This window comes from Paraglaciecola psychrophila 170 (assembly GCF_000347635.1).
Taxonomy (GTDB): Bacteria; Pseudomonadota; Gammaproteobacteria; order Enterobacterales; family Alteromonadaceae; genus Paraglaciecola; species Paraglaciecola psychrophila.
This window is the reverse complement of record NC_020514.1, coordinates 1024768-1041329: the sequence shown is the minus strand read 5'-3', so window position 1 is coordinate 1041329 and position 16562 is coordinate 1024768. Positions and strand designations below refer to the sequence as shown.

Genomic DNA, 16562 nt, shown 5'->3' with positions numbered 1-16562 from the left:
TTTTGCTCCTTTTTTGCTCCATAGTGACAAAAGGAACCGCCTGCTCATTTCAAAGCAGACGGTTAGTGCTGTAACTTAACGGGTATGGCTAGCGGCTACCAAGTGTATCTGAAGTCGATACCAGCAGTACGTTCACTTTTTGCCGAATAAAAATGGTCGTAGGATCCGGCCCAGATATTATTGTGAATAATGGCATCGACATAATTTTCGTCTAAAGCGTTATTAACAAACAAGGTGACGCTATAGGATTGGTCTAGGGATTCTAGTCTTACAGAGATATCCAAAACACCGTAAGCGTCTTGGCTTTTTTCTTTGTCCTGATCCATAGAAAACAACTCATCACCTTGCCAGCGATAAGTAGCACGAGGCACTAATTCATGATCTCCACCTAAGGACATAAAGTACTCTACTGACAAATTAAATTTCACGTTTGGCGAAAAAAGGTAGGTCTTTACCAGACAAGTCTTGACTGTTACCCCCACAAGAATTTTCGTTAATCGCAACTTGCCGTGGACTGCATGGCCCACCTTTAAAATCGACAATTTGTGCATCAATGTAAGCAAGTCCACCTGAAATCATCATATCTTCATTAGGTCTCGCCTGGAAATCTACCTCTATCCCGCGAGTACGAACCTCACCTGCGTTAAGCAAGGTAAAGGCGGATGAATTGGCATCTTGAGCTTGAGCTTGAAAATTGTCATAGTTGCTCTGAAACAGGGCGGTGTTAAGCACCAAATGGTTATTGAACAATCTGGACTTAATCCCCACTTCAATAGCGTTGCTAGTTTCAGGTGCAACCGGTAGCGTGTTATCACTGGTCATTTCAAAAATGACATTAAAGGCTGGTCCTTTGTACCCCTCGGTAAGGGTCACATAACTCATTACGTCTTTATTCATGTCCCACTGAGCGCCCACTTTGAATGAGAAGTCAGTATCCTTGGTAGAATCTTGATACAAGGCTTGGTTAGCCACAATAGGTGCATAAACGCCTGCCCCTTGTTCTCTTTCGAATTCGAAGTCCAATTGCTCGTTGGTGTAGCGAGCGCCGCCGAGTAGGCGGAAGGTATCACTGATGTTGACCTCAAACTGACCGAATCCCGCATAACTAATGCTATCAACCGTCGCCTCGTATTGAGAGCCAAATTTCAGGCCTGGAAATGTAGGGACAAAATTTCCAAAAATATCGTGATAAACCCGCTGGAAATCTCGATTCATGCGCTGTTCAAAATAATACAGGCCCACCACATACGTCAGAGTTTGATTTTGAGGTGAAGTCAGGCGTAGTTCTTGGGTTTGTTGGGTTTGATTAGACTCGCCCGCGTTGATATCAAGCAACGTCAGGGGGGTGCCATCAACATCCTGATTCGACTTAGAATTATAATCTCGATAAGCCGAGATTGACGTTAAGGTATATTCACCAAGCTCCCAGTTAGCTTCTAAGGAGTGACCCCATGATTCCGACTCATTGTAGAGCTCTGCACTGACGTTGATGCTGTCGTTATCTTCAGATGCGCTGACTGCGCCTAAAAAAAACGCCTCGGTGGGAGTAGCCGATCGCGGCTGAGGCTGACAACACTCTCCGCTTCTTTCACTAAAGTCGCTGCTCCATTTCACACTCAAATCATCAGTGGGCTGCCACTTGATTTTTACTCTTCCACCTTTGTTTTTGCTGCCATTTACATCACGGTCATTGAACACATTATTAATATGATCATCACGCTCTGTGGTAAACGCAGCCACACGGATACCCAGAGTGTCTGAGACTGGCATAGAGACCATGCCACTCACTCGATACTCATCGGTGCCAGATAGAATTGCTTTTGAATTAATAGCCGCTTCAAAGGTATCGCCAGGATCATTGGTGATAATCTGCACCACGCCACCTGAAGCATTTTTTCCAAACAACATGCCTTGGGGACCACGTAATACTTCAACACGCTGCACATCTAAAAGCTCATTAAAGGCCATGCCCGAACGTCCCATTATCACACCATCGATAACGGTCGCGATACTCGGCTCAACGCCCGAACTATATGACTGTGTGCCAATACCGCGAATGTTAAATGAGGATGCATTGTCACTGCCGCCGCTTTGAAACGTTAAAGAGGGAGATAAATTAACGAGATCTTCCGTGCGGGTAATTTGACTATTGATGAGATCCTTTGCCGACAACGCAGTAACGGCCGAGGCCACATCTTGTAAGTTTTCGACTCTTTTAGATGCAGTGACTGTAATTTTTTCAAGTTCATAATCGCTTTCTGCAGCAATCAGAGGTGAGGCCATCAAAGTCGCTATTGCAAGTGATATCGATGACGCCACTCGACTTCTTTTTCCAAGGTTGTTCATATATTCGTATCCTTAATTATTATTATATTAATCTTTCAAATTCAACTGGAGCACTCTTGTTTTGCGAGCTTTCGTATTGCTGTATTCGGACCTAATTGATCTCAAGGCTATAATTTTTTGGTAGCTGAAATGACACTTTCTGACGAATGTCTCGTGAAGAACTCCCCACTAAAACGGTAAATTTTCCTGCGTCTGCTCGCCATGCTTGGCTGTGAACATCGAAATAACTTAAGTCTCTTTTGGTTAATGTAAAGGTGATTCTCTTAAGCTCACCTGGACGTAAAGACACTTTATTAAATCCCTTGAGCTCTTTGACAGGGCGAACAACTTTAGACTCGATGTCTTGGACATAAAGCTGAACCACTTCTTTGCCGGTCATGGCACCCGTATTTTTAATATTGATAGAAACTAGCAGATCCTCTGTGTCAAATACCGCATTCGATAGAGTCAAATCACTGTAGTCAAAGTGGGTATACGACAGCCCGTGTCCAAAAGGAAACAGGGGGGTAATGTCCTTTTTATCGTAGTACCGATAACCTACAAAGATCCCCTCTCCGTAGTTAGCGTCTTGATCGCCGGGGTAATTCAGATAGCTAGGATTGTCTTTTAGACGTTTGGGGAACGAAACCGGTAATTTTCCAGAGGGGTTGGTATGCCCAAACAGTACATTGGCAATGGCATGTCCGCCCTCTTGCCCAGGCAACCAAGCTTCAATAACGGTACTCGCTTGATCTATCCATGGCATTGCCAGTGGTGCGCCGTTATTCAAAACAACAATGGTATTTTTGTTAACCTTTAATACCGCCTCCAACAACGCATTTTGCTTTCCAAACAATGCTAAATCAGAGCGGTCTCTACCTTCACTTTCTGATGTGGTTGACACACCTATAAACACCACTGCTACATCTGACTCTTTGGCGAGTTTCACCGCTTCAGAAAATTCACCAGAAGGACTACGACTTGCCAAACGCAACAAATTGAGTGGTACCGGGGTTTTACCGGCCACATAATCCAGCTTGAACGGATAGGCTACCCCGGCTTTAAGCTCTATGCCTGCCTTGCGGGCACCTATATTCAAAAATTCTAAAAAGCCGGTGTGCTCTTTATCCAAACTGTCATTGATGATTTCCTGCCCATCAATCGTGAGTGTGGCACTGGACAAATGCACCAGTTCAAATTCGTAGCGCCCACTGACTTTAGGCCAAAAATACCCCTGCCAGCGCGCAGAAAAACGATTCTTAGCAGCGGCTGGAATTTCATCGGCAAATCCCAATTTTGAAAAATGACTATCTGTGGAAACAAATACTGGTTCGCCTGAAAAATCTTGATTTCCAAAATATTCCAGCCGTAAACCTTGCTGAGTTCTCTGTTTGTCTGGGCTGAGTAGCCTAGCATCCAGTGTTGCCGGTTCAGGCTCATTATCCACGCCTTGTGCATATGCAACTTTTATCGTCTCACCCACTAACGCTTGTAAACCTTCCAGAGGCGTTGTCTGTTGAAAAGGCACCACTTGGGAGCTACCGCCACCTTGTACAATTGCGGCGTCAGCATTTGGGCCAATAACGGCCATGGAGGTGATATTTTTTAAGATTAAGGGGCAGTAGATTTTTTTCGTTTTTTAACAGTGTGATTGCCTCTTCCGCCACTTGCTGACTCAAACGCTGATGGGCAAGGGAGTTCACTTCGCTATTAGCACCGGCCTGTGTCGCCGAGGTACGAGTATCCATCGCACCTGTTTTAATAATCAGCGTCAGTAGGCGTTTAACACTGTTATTGAGTGAATTTACGTCAACATCGCCTTGCTCAATTGCAGCCAACAATTCGGCACCATAATGTTTTGCAGGCCCAGGCATTTCAAGATCAAGCCCAGCTTCAATTGCTGGAGCAGTGGTATGCAGTGCTCCCCAATCTGAAACTACGACGCCATTGAAGCCCCATTCATCTTTGAGTACATCTTGCAGCAAGGTTTTATTTTCAGTCATAAAGACCCCATTCACCTTGTTGTAAGCTGCCATAACAGTCCAAGGCTTTGCTTGTTTCACGATCTTTTCAAATGCGGGCATATAGATTTCACGTAATGTGCGCTGATCCACATTAGAGCTACCTGTTCGGCGCATATACTCTTGGTTGTTTGCCACAAAATGTTTGAGTGATGTACCTATGTTTTCGCTTTGCACGCCTAACACAAAACCAAGCCCAATCTCAGCACTAAGATAGGGATCTTCCGAATAAGCCTCAAAATTACGGCCGGCCAATGGCACTCTTTGAATATTGACATTAGGCCCCAGCAAAACGTGCGCGCCCATGGCGCGAGTTTCTCTGCCCATAGCAGCAGCGGCATTCTGGATTAAAGTGGGGTTCCAAGTTGACGCCATAGCCACACCTACAGGAAACAACGTCGTGGGGTCGCTGTTATTGGAACGCACTCCGTTAGGGCCATCTGTTACTTGGATGGACGGGATAGCCAAACGCTCTATGGCAACCGTTTTCCAAAAATTGGCCCCTGAAAGCAAAGCCACCTTTTCTGCCACCGTCATTTTTTCTAACAGGGCATTAACCCTAGCTTGTATTTTTAGATCCACAGTATCTATTTCTTGTTTCGAGTCAGCATAAGCATTTAATGGCATCCAACACATTAAACCGTAGATAAAAACGCATGTAAGCAAGTGTTTAGTCATGTTTGTCTTCTGTAAAAGTGCTACCGCACTATATGGAATAAAATAACAATTGAGCAGCACAGCTGAGCAAAGTTTTGTGTCTTAAAATGTTCAAATAATGCTCATTAGCGTTACTATTTCTTTAGTGTTCCAATCCGCAGGCATCTGTATTACTAGCTCTCGCTCTGTTCATATTGGCTGATCACCCTTGTATTTCGCTATCCTATGTGGATAAATAACTAGAATTGATAGTTGTCGCAATATATTGACGTTTTAATTACATTATTTTAATTTCTTGTTAACCTAATGCATTGTGGTGATTGTTTCAGTTAGAGAAAATAAATAGAATACAGAAACCACTTATTTATATGGATAATTCTATTGCTGACAGATATTCAAAAGGCAGCGAACACGCACTGGCGCATGCTCAGAGATCAGGCGGTAAACAGAGCGGAGTTCATTTCGTGCCTGCGTGTTATAATGGGGGATCACACTGGTAGTCCTTTTCATTACCTGACACAAAATCTACCCAGCGAAATAACTCATTCGATATTTCAACGTCAGGCAAACACCCAAAATTTATTAAAAGAGTGGCAGGCCGATTTTGCTGCCTTCGGCGGGATCAGTGAGTTCAATGCCTCGCGGTTTCTGATTATGATCTACAACTCACTTGAAGACGTGGACACCCTTTTTACCAATCACATTACACCAGGCACAACACGTCATAAACGCGATGACTTTAGTGACTACGTCACCAGAAGACCTCACAGCAAACTTGGCTGGAGCCTACAAATGACGATTGAAGGAAACGGACATTACAACTGTATTCGCGATCAGTTTGTCTCTAAACCAGGTGACCTGATTTTACTGTCACCTGATGCGCTTTATGACTACAGACGGGAACAATCCTGTGATTTATGGGTTCATCAATGGGTGTACTTTCAGCAAGAAGAACGCTGGCTGGAGTTATTACAATGGCCAGAAATTGGCCCAGGCATCCATCACATTCAAACCTCTACAAGCTGCTATGGCATATTAAAATCCCTATTTGAGCAAATTGGCGAGTTACATTTACAGGCCTCTGAATTTTCAGAAGCCCTAAAGAAAAATATACTCGAGCAGATTTTAATTCGCAGTCGCCAGCTAGCGCCGAAAAAAAGTTTGATCCCCTTCGACAAACGTATTCGCCTTATTGCCGACTACATTGCCCTTAATTTTAATCAGTCATTCACTATCGATACCTTGGCCGCCTTAGTGGGCTTGTCACCTGCCCGCCTCTCTGCTTTATTCAAGCAACAAACTGGCTCAACCATGCTAAATTTTCGTGACGAACGCCGAATGGCAAGAGCGGCACAGCTACTCGCGCAAACGCAACACCCCATAAACAAAGTAGCAGAAACTGTGGGTTATGATGATCCCCTATATTTTTCACGGTGTTTTAGTCAACATTTAAACTGCAACCCCAGGCAATATCGAAAAAAACATCAGAATATTGAGTATAGAAAAGATTAATCACCTTTAATGGCGCGCACTAACAGTGTAGACATATGGGATTTTTTGACTGACGTGAGTACTAAAACATTAGAGCAGAACGGCTCATTTTCTTTTTACAGCGTCGCCTTTTTTTACTTGCACTTTTTTTTACTGGCACTTTAAAGTCGGAAAAGTTGAATGAATCGGGGGCAGAGCCTTAAGGATCCCCACGAATTTATTGAACATCGTCACATGCCATCAAAGCGGTTAACACAGACGGACTGTGCTATTTGCCAAACTTTGTGCATATTTGGAGTGACAATAGCCAGGGTCTTGTTCAATATGATGTTTAGATGCATGGCATTAATGCATTGTGAATTTTGGTGAATGAACGGCTCATTAAATATCATAATCACTCCTGAACACTACCATATATTATTGTTTTTTATACACTATTTTGGGGTGCCTCATGTTCTGGCCGATTAATTTCAAAATATTTAAAGCTATATTAAATTAGAAGATCTGAAACATGTTTAAAAAAAAGCAAGATGCAGAGCCAAAGGAAATAACATACGAACGCGTGAAAGGTTATTTCTTGTGGCTGATTGGCAAATACGGAGATTACACGTCAAAAACCTTAATGCAAAAGGCAAACATATTATTCAAAGAAGACACCTCATTTAATGAGGAAGCACTTAATCATCTTCTCGAACGAGGAGTAGTAGATGATCTTCGGTATGCACAACGCTTGACCCTCAGTTATTCAGAGAAGAATATTGGTCCCAACAAAATAAAACAAAAACTTTACGCCAAAGGTTTCACATCCCAAATAATCAATGAATGCTTAGAATCGTTAGATAACACTGAAGAAGACTATTTAGATAAAGCACTCGCACTTAAATTTAAAAAATTCGGTGAAGCCCCAATTGCAGATGAAAAGCTTAAACAAAAAGCATTGAGACATTTGATTGGGCAAGGATTCTCATATTCAGTTGCCAATAAAGCGCTCAGCTTCTCAGGCAGTGAGGATTAACGTAATTCAGTATTTTCCAGAAAAAATGCAAACCAATATGTAAAAGCTTGGGAGTCAAGTTTCTTGCTTAATGAGACGTTAAGCGTTGGAGATATATGTGCATAGCGAAAAAATTGATGTAGCGTTGTTCTTCAACCTTTCCTAGATATGTCATCCAACCGAGACATGATTTAGACACCCAAAATAATAGAGGACCCAAGCACAGCTTAGATTCTGATTTCTAGTAAATTGCGATGGAGGTCTTGTTAAAATGTCCCTTGTTAAAATGACCATGATAAAGAGTCATTGTTCGCGTGTAATCAATTCGGGGGTTTTGGTATACTTTGCCAAAATCAGCGTCATTTGTGTTTCATGTACTTACCCAAAAACTGCCGCGTTATTACCATTGGCGATGGAGATTTAAGTTTCTCGCGTGCCCTGCTCGCCCATGTTTCCCATGAGGATCTCATCGCAACCACTTATGACAGTGAGGATGCACTAAGGAACAAATACACACAAAACGCACTAGATGATTTAGTAAACGCGGGGGTAATGGTCGAGCATAATGTCGATGTAAACGATTTAGCAAGCATTCACCGGCTGCCACATAACTTTGCCGATATCGTGATTTTTAATCACCCATTGGTACCGGCGCAACGTGGCTTCACTCAACCCCAAAAAGAGCGTGATAAAAGTGCGAACTTAGCCAATCGTGATTTGCTATATCACTTTTTAAAACAAAGCTTCGAGATATTATTAAACCCAGAGGGTGAGCGCCTTTGCTATATCACTAGCAAGTCAGTGAAGCCTTACAGCCATTGGCATATTGAAACGAGCTTAACCCGTGATAGACCCTATCGCCACCTTGGAAAAGAGGCCTTTAATTCCTCAATATTTAAACACTATATGGTGCGCAAAGTAGACCGAGATAAGTGCGTAAAGCTTGAGGCAAGTGATGTGCATGTATATTCGGACAATACGCTACATCCGATTAAAAAGTACCTAACACCATTTAGTTTTAACGGAGATAAATGCTGCTCACTTTGCCGAAAAGGTCCGTTTACAACTCCCAATGATTGGAAAAAACATCAAGACACACGTCTTCATAAATCACAGCAACAATATCATGATGTGTGGTCAGGACATTGCAATGTAAAGTATCAAAAATAAGTATGCAAAAGGGCCCTATTCTGAGAGTGGTGAATAAGCGATTATTTAAATTGACTCTGGCCTTTTTATTGTTTTGGTCAGACTGAAAATACAGAACGTTGTATTGAAACCCTCTTAAGCAACTTAAAAACAACGCAAAAATTACGCAAAAAATAAACATTCGGCATGGATAGCACTAATTTTACTATGTTGGGAATTTTGATAAATGCCCATTTTTATCCTTAAGAAACCCATCTGGACTGGCTAGAAATCAGCGTCACGATAGGAGCAAACGCATTATTCGTTATTGGCTGGATGCTTTGGGCGCATAGACGGCAGAAACGGTTCGAGAAAGAAGCCATGTAGCTACAACAGCTTATTGATTAATACTTAATGTGTATGAGTTTATATTTGGCAGATTCAAGTTTATTTAGACGGCTCTAAATAAATAGTTTAACCAAATATGAACGTCGCTTCCACGGCAATTGCCGCTATACGTCGTTCAAAATCACATGGGAAGTTTGTGTCATAGGCTTAAGGTGAGGTGAGCCAAAGTGACAGGCTGCTTAGAGCTGTGGCAGACGTTCGCAAACTTCAGGCTTTGCTTATACTTTCACGTTGGTATTGCCTAAGTTATCTGATAACTGCAGTGTACAAGTTAGAGTCTTTCGCAACTCATATAACATTTCCATTTTATAAGGTAACTTGAAGTGTATTCAGTCACGGGGATCGCAGAAAATGAGCGAGCAAGTAGCGGTCATGTCCTCGCTGAAGAAGCGGATGATGAACACGGACTGCAACGCACAGTTCCCTAATGAGAACGCATTGCTGAGGCCATCGAATGCGTAGAACTTTTTGAATATGGCGGCCGCGTGTTCTGGGTTGGACTGTTGCAATGCAAGTTAGAAGACGCCGCACTCCTGCAAGGCGTCCGCCACTTTGATGAAGCCACCGATGTTTGCCCCTCGAACATAGTCGGTTTTATCACCTGCCCCTTTACCTTTGCCGTGTTCGATGCACTTGCCGTGGATGTCTTTCATGATTCCCTGCAGACGCTTGTCGACTTCTTCGAGCGACCAGCTGATGCGCTGTGAGTTCTGGCTTTGTTCCAATCCAGAAACGGCCACACCGCCTGCGTTGGAAGCTTTACCGGGAGCGTAGAGCACGTGCTTCCTTAGCAGGTGCTGCGCTTTGGATTCGCAGGGCATGTTCGCGCCTTCGGCCAGTGCGAGCAGCCCATTGTCGATCAATGATTTCGCTTCGTCGCCGTTCAACTCGTTCTGCGTGGCGCATGGAAATGCTAGGTCAGCTTTCACTCCCCAAGGGCGTCCCTCTTTGAAAGTGCAGCCGAATTTCTCCGCATACTCCTCGATACGCCCACGCCGCACTTCCTTCAAATCTTTGAGGAAGGCAAGTTTCTCCTCGTCGATGCCGTCAGGATCGTAGATGAACCCAGAACTGTCGCTAACGGTCAGGGGCTTGGCTCCGAGCTGCACCAACTTTTCGATACAGTAGAGAGCGACGTTCCCGGAGCCAGAGACGACGGCCGTCTTGCCTTTGATGTCATCATCGACCGCGTGCAGGATCTCGCGCATGAAGTAGACAACACCGTAGCCGGTCGCCTCTTTCCTACCGACACTGCCGCCAAACGAGATTCCCTTGCCGGTCATTGCACCGGTGAAGGAGTGCGACAGGCGACGATACTGGCCGAACATGTAGCCGATCTCCCTAGCGCCAACGCCGATGTCTCCTGCGGGCACGTCCTTATCCGGGCCGATGTAGCGGTGCAGTTCAGTCATTAGTGACTGGCAGAAGCGCATCACCTCGCCATCGCTCTTGCCTTTCGGATTGAAGTTAGAGCCACCCTTGGCTCCGCCCATAGGCAAACCGGTAAGGCTGTTCTTGAAGATCTGTTCGAAGCCGAGAAACTTCAGCACGCTCTCGGTGACGGTTTCGTCGAAACGCATGCCGCCCTTATAAGGACCGATGGCGTTGCAGAACTGCACGCGCCAAGCACGGTTGGCGCGGACATTGCCTTCATCATCGACCCAGCTCACTCGGAATGTAATGACGCGGTCGGGTTCGGTTAGGCGCTCCAGCAGGCATTCACCTTGGTAGTCTTTATGATTCGCGATGAATGGCAGCACGTCGGACGCCACCTCTTGGACGGCTTCGTGAAATTCTTCCTGGCCTGGATTGCGCTTGCGCAAGCCAGCCATGAATTGGTCGATATTGGTGCATGTTTTCTTCATAGGCATACTCTATTGGTAATCGTTGATTACTTGATTAGAAGTGTAGGAACAATAGTACAGCGTCCTAATCTATGCAATAGGAGTCATTTTTCTTGACTTTAGAGCATACTAACTGGCTTATGGTGCAGTTTTATGTAGGACAAAATTACATTACGATAAAATATTGGACTGTTCTGAACCACGATATTGCAGATTTTTGCATCAGCGGGCATAGGTACATCTACCTTAGCGGAAAGCATGTTCATAATGACAAAAAGTTTGGGTGCTAAATCTTGTTGTGGAGGCTCTCGCATAGGCGCCAGTATACTCTTTGCCTGCGCCGATGAAGGCTGCTTTTTATCAAAGTGTGTTAGTACTTTTTGAATTACATGAGGGTCTATAATGCAGGCAATTATTGTTACATTGTGCTTTTGGCATTTCTCGTATTCGGTAATGCCTATATTAAATACTCGTTTAAGGCGTTGTGTAAATGTCATGCTCCTAGCGCACATAATTTAGACACACAAAACAATAAAGTACCCAATCACCGCTTGTTTTGCTACTTTCTAAAAATGGGTGTCTTATGCAGCTAGACTATATGCAAATAACTTTTAGCCCAGTTCCAAATTTAATGTCATCGATGAGCCTTTCAACAACTTTGCCACTGGTATTTTGTTTAACCATACCTTCTTTTGCGACAGCACGGATATGCTTCACCTTATATTTTAATAGAGACATGCAATTTTTTTCACACTCAATGTCTTTATCTACTTATGTTTATAAGCCATTCTCTAGGTGAAAAACCACATTGAGCTTTGAATGCTCGCGACAATGCTGATTCACTTTTATAACCAGCTTCTTCAGCTATCAATTTTATTGGCTGTCCATTCTTTAGCCACTTTTTTACTAAACCAATTCGCCAGTGTTGCAGATACTTCGCAGGTGTTTCCCCGATAGTTTCACGAAATAAGTTTGAAAAGACGCTACGAGACATACAAGCCTCGGCGGCAAGGCTTTCAACCGTCCAATCAATCTCAGGATTATCATACATCGCAACGATGGTTTTTCTCATATTTTGGTCGGCTAAACCAGCTAGCAAGCCTACTTTCATCACCCCACTCTCCATCAATTCTCTTAACAATTGAACCCATAACACCTCAAAAATAAGAATTAACAAGACATATATGGACGCTCTCCCGAAGTCAAAGCATAACTAATCTTTCCATGCCGTTTACAGCACAAATTCTTCGTCTTTTTTCTATATTCCCACTCGTCAACGTAAATGAAATAGCCTTAAAGTAGCTTAGTTCTGACATATATTCAGGTTCTTAATTGAAATGGTTTTATCATCTCAGGCCTCTGATGAAGTCCTTACCGAGTACCTTATCGCCTTTAAAATACAACCACACGGATTAATAATCCTTGTCATAGTCAGGCTTTGATGAGGTAGGGTAGACCGTTTTCTTCATCATATTCTGGCTAAGCAGGTTAAGTAAAAAGTGTTATCCCGAGTCTTGCCTTCCACAACAACCACAATGGCTTAACGCCTTTTTCTCGTCCGGAATTGAGCAAAACCGAGATAACGTAAACTGTTTCATATTATGCACTCACACCGGTTGGTATTGCGCTGTAATGTTCTTGGCGCGTAAGTAATATCCAAATTAAACGTGCTAAACGGTGTGCTATAGCAACGACCACCTTATTAAACGGTTTAGTGACGCGAAGCTTCGTTGCCCATAATGATAATGCGTCTGTTTTTTTAGCCGCACGACTCACAAATGACCTTGCACCGTGTACTAATTGTTTACGTAAGTGACGGTCTCCTCGTTTGGTAATACCGCCCATCTTGCTGATATTACCCGAGGTATGTTGTTTGGGCGTTAGCCCTAACCACATTGTAAACTCTTTGGGACAATTAAACGCTTGGCCTTTGTCGATACTGGCTAAAAGGGGCTGAAGCATTAATGATAACTATTCCAGGTATGCCAAGTAATATTCAACCGCTTTCACTTCCTTCAAAAAACATCCGTAATTGTTGCTCTATGTCTTTTAGGCGCTTGATTATGGTTTCATATTCAATCAATATATCTATCACCAAATTTTGTAATCGGTGACTGTATTGAGGGTTATCTATTATACTCTTTAATCCACCCTAGTAATGCCTTGTGACCACAGGGAAATACCACGCCGAACTCACTTAATAATCCCCTCGGTTGATTAATCAACGCTGTTTTGTTTTTGATGAGACTTTCGCGGATACAATGCAAACAAAATATTTCTTACCGGTACTCAGACTTCAAAGGCACAAACCGAATATTGGCTCGTTGACTGGCTTCTGCTATAGCAAAGCCATCGTTGTGGTCATTATTGTTACCTCGCATAAAGGGCGTGACATGTTGAGTGGGAATAAGCTTAGTATCATAGCCTAGCTTAGCGATTTCACGGCCCCAGTAATGAGATGAATAACAAGCCTCCATGACTACCGTAGTCGGTGATTGTTGGCGCATGAAATCTAGTAACTCACTGCGCTTTAATTTCTTATTAAACTGCGGTTTTATATGCTCGTTCACACCACATACTTGAAATACATTCTTTGCTAAATCGATAGTAATTGTTTTAAGCTTTATCTTGGATGCTCCCTATGTAAATAGTCTCGTTGAAAATACTATTTTGGGGCATTGACGCCGTATTAGGGAGCGTCCATCTCATCACCCATCATAATTTGACTGTTTTATAACCTTTTCTATATTTTGAGATACGGATTATTAAATAAATCGGTACCCCATGATCCAAAAACGAGAGAGTTTGGTGTGTTTATCGGATACACCTTATTACCATTGCGTATCCCGTTATGTGAGGCGGGCATGGGTAGAAGAGCGTTCGTTGTATCTGTCGACAGTGTGTGCGATAGATGTTTTTTGCTTATACCGTGATGAATAATCATGTACATGTTGACGTAGATAAAGCACAAGGGTGGAGTGATTAACAAGTCGTTAGCCTATGGCATACCTCATACAAAGGCCCCTTGATCACGCAAAAGCGTATGCGAGATGAGGCCCTTAGTCCAGGTGAGGGAGTGACATTACAAGATACAATCAAAGCGCACCGAAGTCGTTTACACAACATCAGCTTGTTTATGCACAACCTCAATGAATTTATTGCCCGGGCAGCCAATTAAAAAGATGGCTGTTCGGGTAGATTTTATTTTCTGCCATCCATGGTCCTCACCCTTCGGGCCTGCTAAAGCTGTTCTAATTTATTCCTTATAAATTAGTGGGAGGGCGTTTTAAATCTCAGGCTTTATTAGACGAAAGTGCCGTTTTAGCGTGCATGGCCTGCGTTGACCTCAACCCCATTCGTGCCAAGATGGCCAGCCCCCCGAAACCTCCAAACACACCAGTATTCAAAAGCGCTCTAAGGCTGTAAAACAAAAGCGTAGGCAAGTTATGCCTAAAGTCATCGCCTTTAGCCTCAATGATTATTGCAAATTAGTGGATAACACAGGCAGGTGTGTACGAGAAGACAAAGCAGGGCACATAACGTATAGTCATAGCTGGATATTAGACCGTTTAGGCCTAAACAGTGAACAATGGCTTACGCTTACAACTGAATTTGAAAAACACTTCTGCTACGCCGCAGGGGCCGAGCAAATAAGGTGTGAATTTAAACCCCATACTGGCCATCAACGGATGCGTGGTATGGGCAAAGCAAAGACGCTGTAACAGCGTGCTTGAATATGAAAAATTCAAGACCTGACTCCACACTTATTTATAATATTTATTATTATAGTAACGATTGAAAACTACCTTAGCAGTGTTATGGTTTCGGTAAGCGAGCATAGAGAATTACTCCCTAGTGCGAGAGTTGCAGGAAGTAATAACGCAGCAATATGCTGAGAAAACAATCGATGTGGAAGAAAAATATTATCGGCTGAAGGCTCTAGAGCTCTTTGAGAACGATGGGTTATCGCACTATAGCGGCTTATCATAACTTATCGCTTAATAATCAATTTATCCATATCAGGTGCCCAATGACTATAAAGATAATCCCTATTATTGACTTGCTTTCTGCTAGCCAAGTACCGCTGATTCCAGCTAACGCGGCAGCCCCTAGTGGGCAGACCACAGATACACGCGGTAGGCTCTTGGGCGATCTACGCATTTCAGTAACCGACCGCTGTAACTTCCGTTGTACTTATTGTATGCCGAAGGAAGTCTTCGGGAATGACTACCAATACCTGCCACGATCCGAACTTTTGAGTTTCGAGGAAATCACGCGCACAGCGCGGCTGTTCGTTGCACACGGTGTTACGAAAGTTCGTCTCACGGGAGGCGAGCCCCTGCTGCGTAAAAACCTCGAGGTGTTAGTCGAAATGCTGGCCACCCTCAAAACACAAGACGGGAAGCCACTTGATATAGCTCTTACTACGAACGCCACGTTATTACCCAAGAAAGCCAAGGCGCTCAAAGCCGCAGGCCTGAATCGAGTTACTGTCTCACTTGATTCCCTCGATGAGGTGACATTCCGGGCTATGAACGATGTTAATTACCCCGTAGCCGATGTGTTAAAAGGTATCGACGCGGCACACGGCGCTGGCTTTACGTCTATTAAAATCAACATGGTGGTCAAGAAGGGCGTCAACGATAAAGATATCGTTGCCATGGCGCGGCATTTCAAAGGTAGCGGCCACATTGTACGCTTTATCGAATTCATGGACGTGGGCACCTCCAACGGCTGGTGTATGAACGATGTCGTTTCCTCAGCCGAGATTGTACGCATGGTTAACGCAGATATGCCGCTCATCGAAGTACCATCCAACTATAGCGGTGAAGTCGCACAGCGTTGGACCTATGCGGATGGTAGCGGCGAAATCGGCGTTATATCTAGCGTAACACAAGCCTTTTGCTCTACCTGCACGCGCGCCCGTGTTTCAACTGATGGCAAGTTATACACTTGCCTATTCGCGGAGTCGGGCCATGATTTACGAGCACTTATGCGTTCAGGAAAGAGCGATACACAAATTACCAGTGCTATAGGGCTAATTTGGAACCAGCGAAAGGATCGATATTCGGAACTTCGCACAGCAGAGACGACAAAACACAAAAAAGTTGAGATGTCTTATATCGGCGGCTGAGAGATATCTGGGGTCAGACACTGTCTTGAGGATCGCCCACATGTTGTTGATGATAAAAGTAGAGTGGGTGATTGGGAAATTAACCTGGTTATCGGCAAAGGACACAGTGGCGTTCTGGTCACGATTGTGGAGCGGAATACTAGCTTTACCGTTTCGACACGTCTAGATGACAAATCAGCTAAAAAAGTCACAGTAGCCACCATAGCTTTGTTAGCACCGTTTAAAGGCGCGGTCCTAAAGATCACAGCAGATAATGGTAAAGAATTTGCGTACCATGAACAGATGACTGAAAGTTTGAAATGTGATGTGTATTTTGCAGACCCTTATTGTTCGTGGCAACGAGGGCTGAATGAAGACACCAATGGCCTATTACGACAATATTAGCCGAAATCAACAGACTTTAAAAAGGTATCACAATCAGCCGTTCAGGATGTAATAGTCAATCTCAATGATAGGCCAAGAAAGAAACTAAATTATAAAACGCCAGCCAAACTAATGGCTGAACACATGGTGGCTATAGCTGCTCTGGGGTTATGCACTTCAGACTTGAATCTGCCGGT

11 protein-coding genes and 3 pseudogenes are annotated in these 16562 nt (G+C 43.8%); 6 read left to right on the top strand and 8 right to left on the bottom strand.

Annotation, left to right across the window (positions count from 1 at the left end):
- Nucleotides 1–95: 95 nt before the first annotated feature.
- From C427_RS28090 to C427_RS27050, 4 genes are all read right to left on the bottom strand, one after another.
- On the bottom strand, nt 96–398 hold the full coding sequence (locus tag C427_RS28090; protein ID WP_015430480.1) for a TonB-dependent receptor: 303 nt from the start codon (nt 396–398) through the stop codon (nt 96–98).
- 19 nt (nt 399–417) lie between these two features.
- On the bottom strand, nt 418–2346 hold the full coding sequence (locus C427_RS04545) for a TonB-dependent receptor (protein ID WP_015430479.1): 1929 nt from the start codon (nt 2344–2346) through the stop codon (nt 418–420).
- 91 nt (nt 2347–2437) lie between these two features.
- Nucleotides 2438–3916, bottom strand: coding sequence for a glycoside hydrolase family 3 C-terminal domain-containing protein (locus C427_RS27055; protein ID WP_015430478.1), 1479 nt, complete (start codon nt 3914–3916; stop codon nt 2438–2440).
- Nucleotides 3891–5024 carry a glycoside hydrolase family 3 protein gene (locus tag C427_RS27050; protein WP_236613740.1) on the bottom strand — a complete coding sequence of 378 codons (1134 nt, stop codon included), beginning with the start codon at nt 5022–5024 and terminating at the stop codon, nt 3891–3893. Before C427_RS27050 ends, C427_RS27055 begins: the two co-directional genes overlap by 26 nt.
- 459 nt (nt 5025–5483) lie before the next feature.
- On the opposite strand from C427_RS27050, the gene araC reads away from it, so the two are divergent.
- The 3 genes from araC (at nt 5484) to C427_RS04525 (ending at nt 8658) form a co-directional block, all read left to right on the top strand.
- The gene (gene araC, locus C427_RS04535) at nt 5484–6515 is read left to right on the top strand and encodes an arabinose operon transcriptional regulator AraC (protein WP_007636801.1); all 1032 of its coding nucleotides are present in this window, start codon (nt 5484–5486) and stop codon (nt 6513–6515) included.
- Between the two features lie 490 nt (nt 6516–7005).
- Complete coding sequence (locus tag C427_RS04530) at nt 7006–7509, top strand: regulatory protein RecX (RefSeq protein ID WP_007636799.1); 504 nt, start codon at nt 7006–7008, stop codon at nt 7507–7509.
- A 351-nt stretch (nt 7510–7860) separates the two neighbouring features.
- The gene (locus C427_RS04525) at nt 7861–8658 is read left to right on the top strand and encodes a class I SAM-dependent methyltransferase (protein WP_226991098.1); all 798 of its coding nucleotides are present in this window, start codon (nt 7861–7863) and stop codon (nt 8656–8658) included.
- An 881-nt stretch (nt 8659–9539) separates the two neighbouring features.
- Here C427_RS04525 and gdhA read toward each other — a convergent pair.
- The 4 genes and pseudogenes from gdhA to C427_RS04505 form a co-directional block, all read right to left on the bottom strand.
- Nucleotides 9540–10889, bottom strand: coding sequence for an NADP-specific glutamate dehydrogenase (gdhA, locus tag C427_RS04520; protein ID WP_007636797.1), 1350 nt, complete (start codon nt 10887–10889; stop codon nt 9540–9542).
- A gap of 98 nt (nt 10890–10987) precedes the next feature.
- Nucleotides 10988–11365, bottom strand: a complete 378-nt coding sequence (locus tag C427_RS04515) for a hypothetical protein (RefSeq protein WP_007636795.1) — start codon at nt 11363–11365, stop codon at nt 10988–10990.
- Between the two features lie 266 nt (nt 11366–11631).
- Nucleotides 11632–11979 carry a helix-turn-helix domain-containing protein gene (locus tag C427_RS04510; protein WP_007636788.1) on the bottom strand — a complete coding sequence of 116 codons (348 nt, stop codon included), beginning with the start codon at nt 11977–11979 and terminating at the stop codon, nt 11632–11634.
- A 488-nt stretch (nt 11980–12467) separates the two neighbouring features.
- Nucleotides 12468–13495, bottom strand: a pseudogene (locus tag C427_RS04505) (IS110 family RNA-guided transposase).
- Nucleotides 13496–13652: 157 nt separating this feature from the next.
- Between C427_RS04505 and C427_RS27045 the strand changes: the two are divergent.
- From C427_RS27045 to C427_RS04490, 3 genes and pseudogenes are all read left to right on the top strand, one after another.
- Nucleotides 13653–14590, top strand: a pseudogene (locus C427_RS27045) (transposase).
- A 308-nt stretch (nt 14591–14898) separates the two neighbouring features.
- Nucleotides 14899–16002, top strand: a complete 1104-nt coding sequence (gene moaA, locus C427_RS04495) for a GTP 3',8-cyclase MoaA (protein ID WP_007636786.1) — start codon at nt 14899–14901, stop codon at nt 16000–16002.
- A 33-nt stretch (nt 16003–16035) separates the two neighbouring features.
- A pseudogene (locus tag C427_RS04490) lies at nt 16036–16527 on the top strand (IS30 family transposase); the annotation flags it as partial.
- Nucleotides 16528–16562 lie beyond the last annotated feature (35 nt).

Coding starts and splice junctions, on each gene's coding strand:
- C427_RS27055 (WP_015430478.1), bottom strand. CDS start 3,916: ATGGCCGTTATTGGCCCAAATGCTGACGCCGCAATTGTACAAGGTGGC.
- C427_RS04510 (WP_007636788.1), bottom strand. CDS start 11,979: ATGAAAGTAGGCTTGCTAGCTGGTTTAGCCGACCAAAATATGAGAAAA.
- moaA (WP_007636786.1), top strand. CDS start 14,899: ATGACTATAAAGATAATCCCTATTATTGACTTGCTTTCTGCTAGCCAA.
- C427_RS04530 (WP_007636799.1), top strand. CDS start 7,006: ATGTTTAAAAAAAAGCAAGATGCAGAGCCAAAGGAAATAACATACGAA.
- araC (WP_007636801.1), top strand. CDS start 5,484: ATGGGGGATCACACTGGTAGTCCTTTTCATTACCTGACACAAAATCTA.
- C427_RS04515 (WP_007636795.1), bottom strand. CDS start 11,365: ATGACATTTACACAACGCCTTAAACGAGTATTTAATATAGGCATTACC.
- C427_RS04525 (WP_226991098.1), top strand. CDS start 7,861: ATGTACTTACCCAAAAACTGCCGCGTTATTACCATTGGCGATGGAGAT.
- C427_RS04545 (WP_015430479.1), bottom strand. CDS start 2,346: ATGAACAACCTTGGAAAAAGAAGTCGAGTGGCGTCATCGATATCACTT.
- C427_RS27050 (WP_236613740.1), bottom strand. CDS start 5,024: ATGACTAAACACTTGCTTACATGCGTTTTTATCTACGGTTTAATGTGT.
- gdhA (WP_007636797.1), bottom strand. CDS start 10,889: ATGAAGAAAACATGCACCAATATCGACCAATTCATGGCTGGCTTGCGC.
- C427_RS28090 (WP_015430480.1), bottom strand. CDS start 398: ATGTCCTTAGGTGGAGATCATGAATTAGTGCCTCGTGCTACTTATCGC.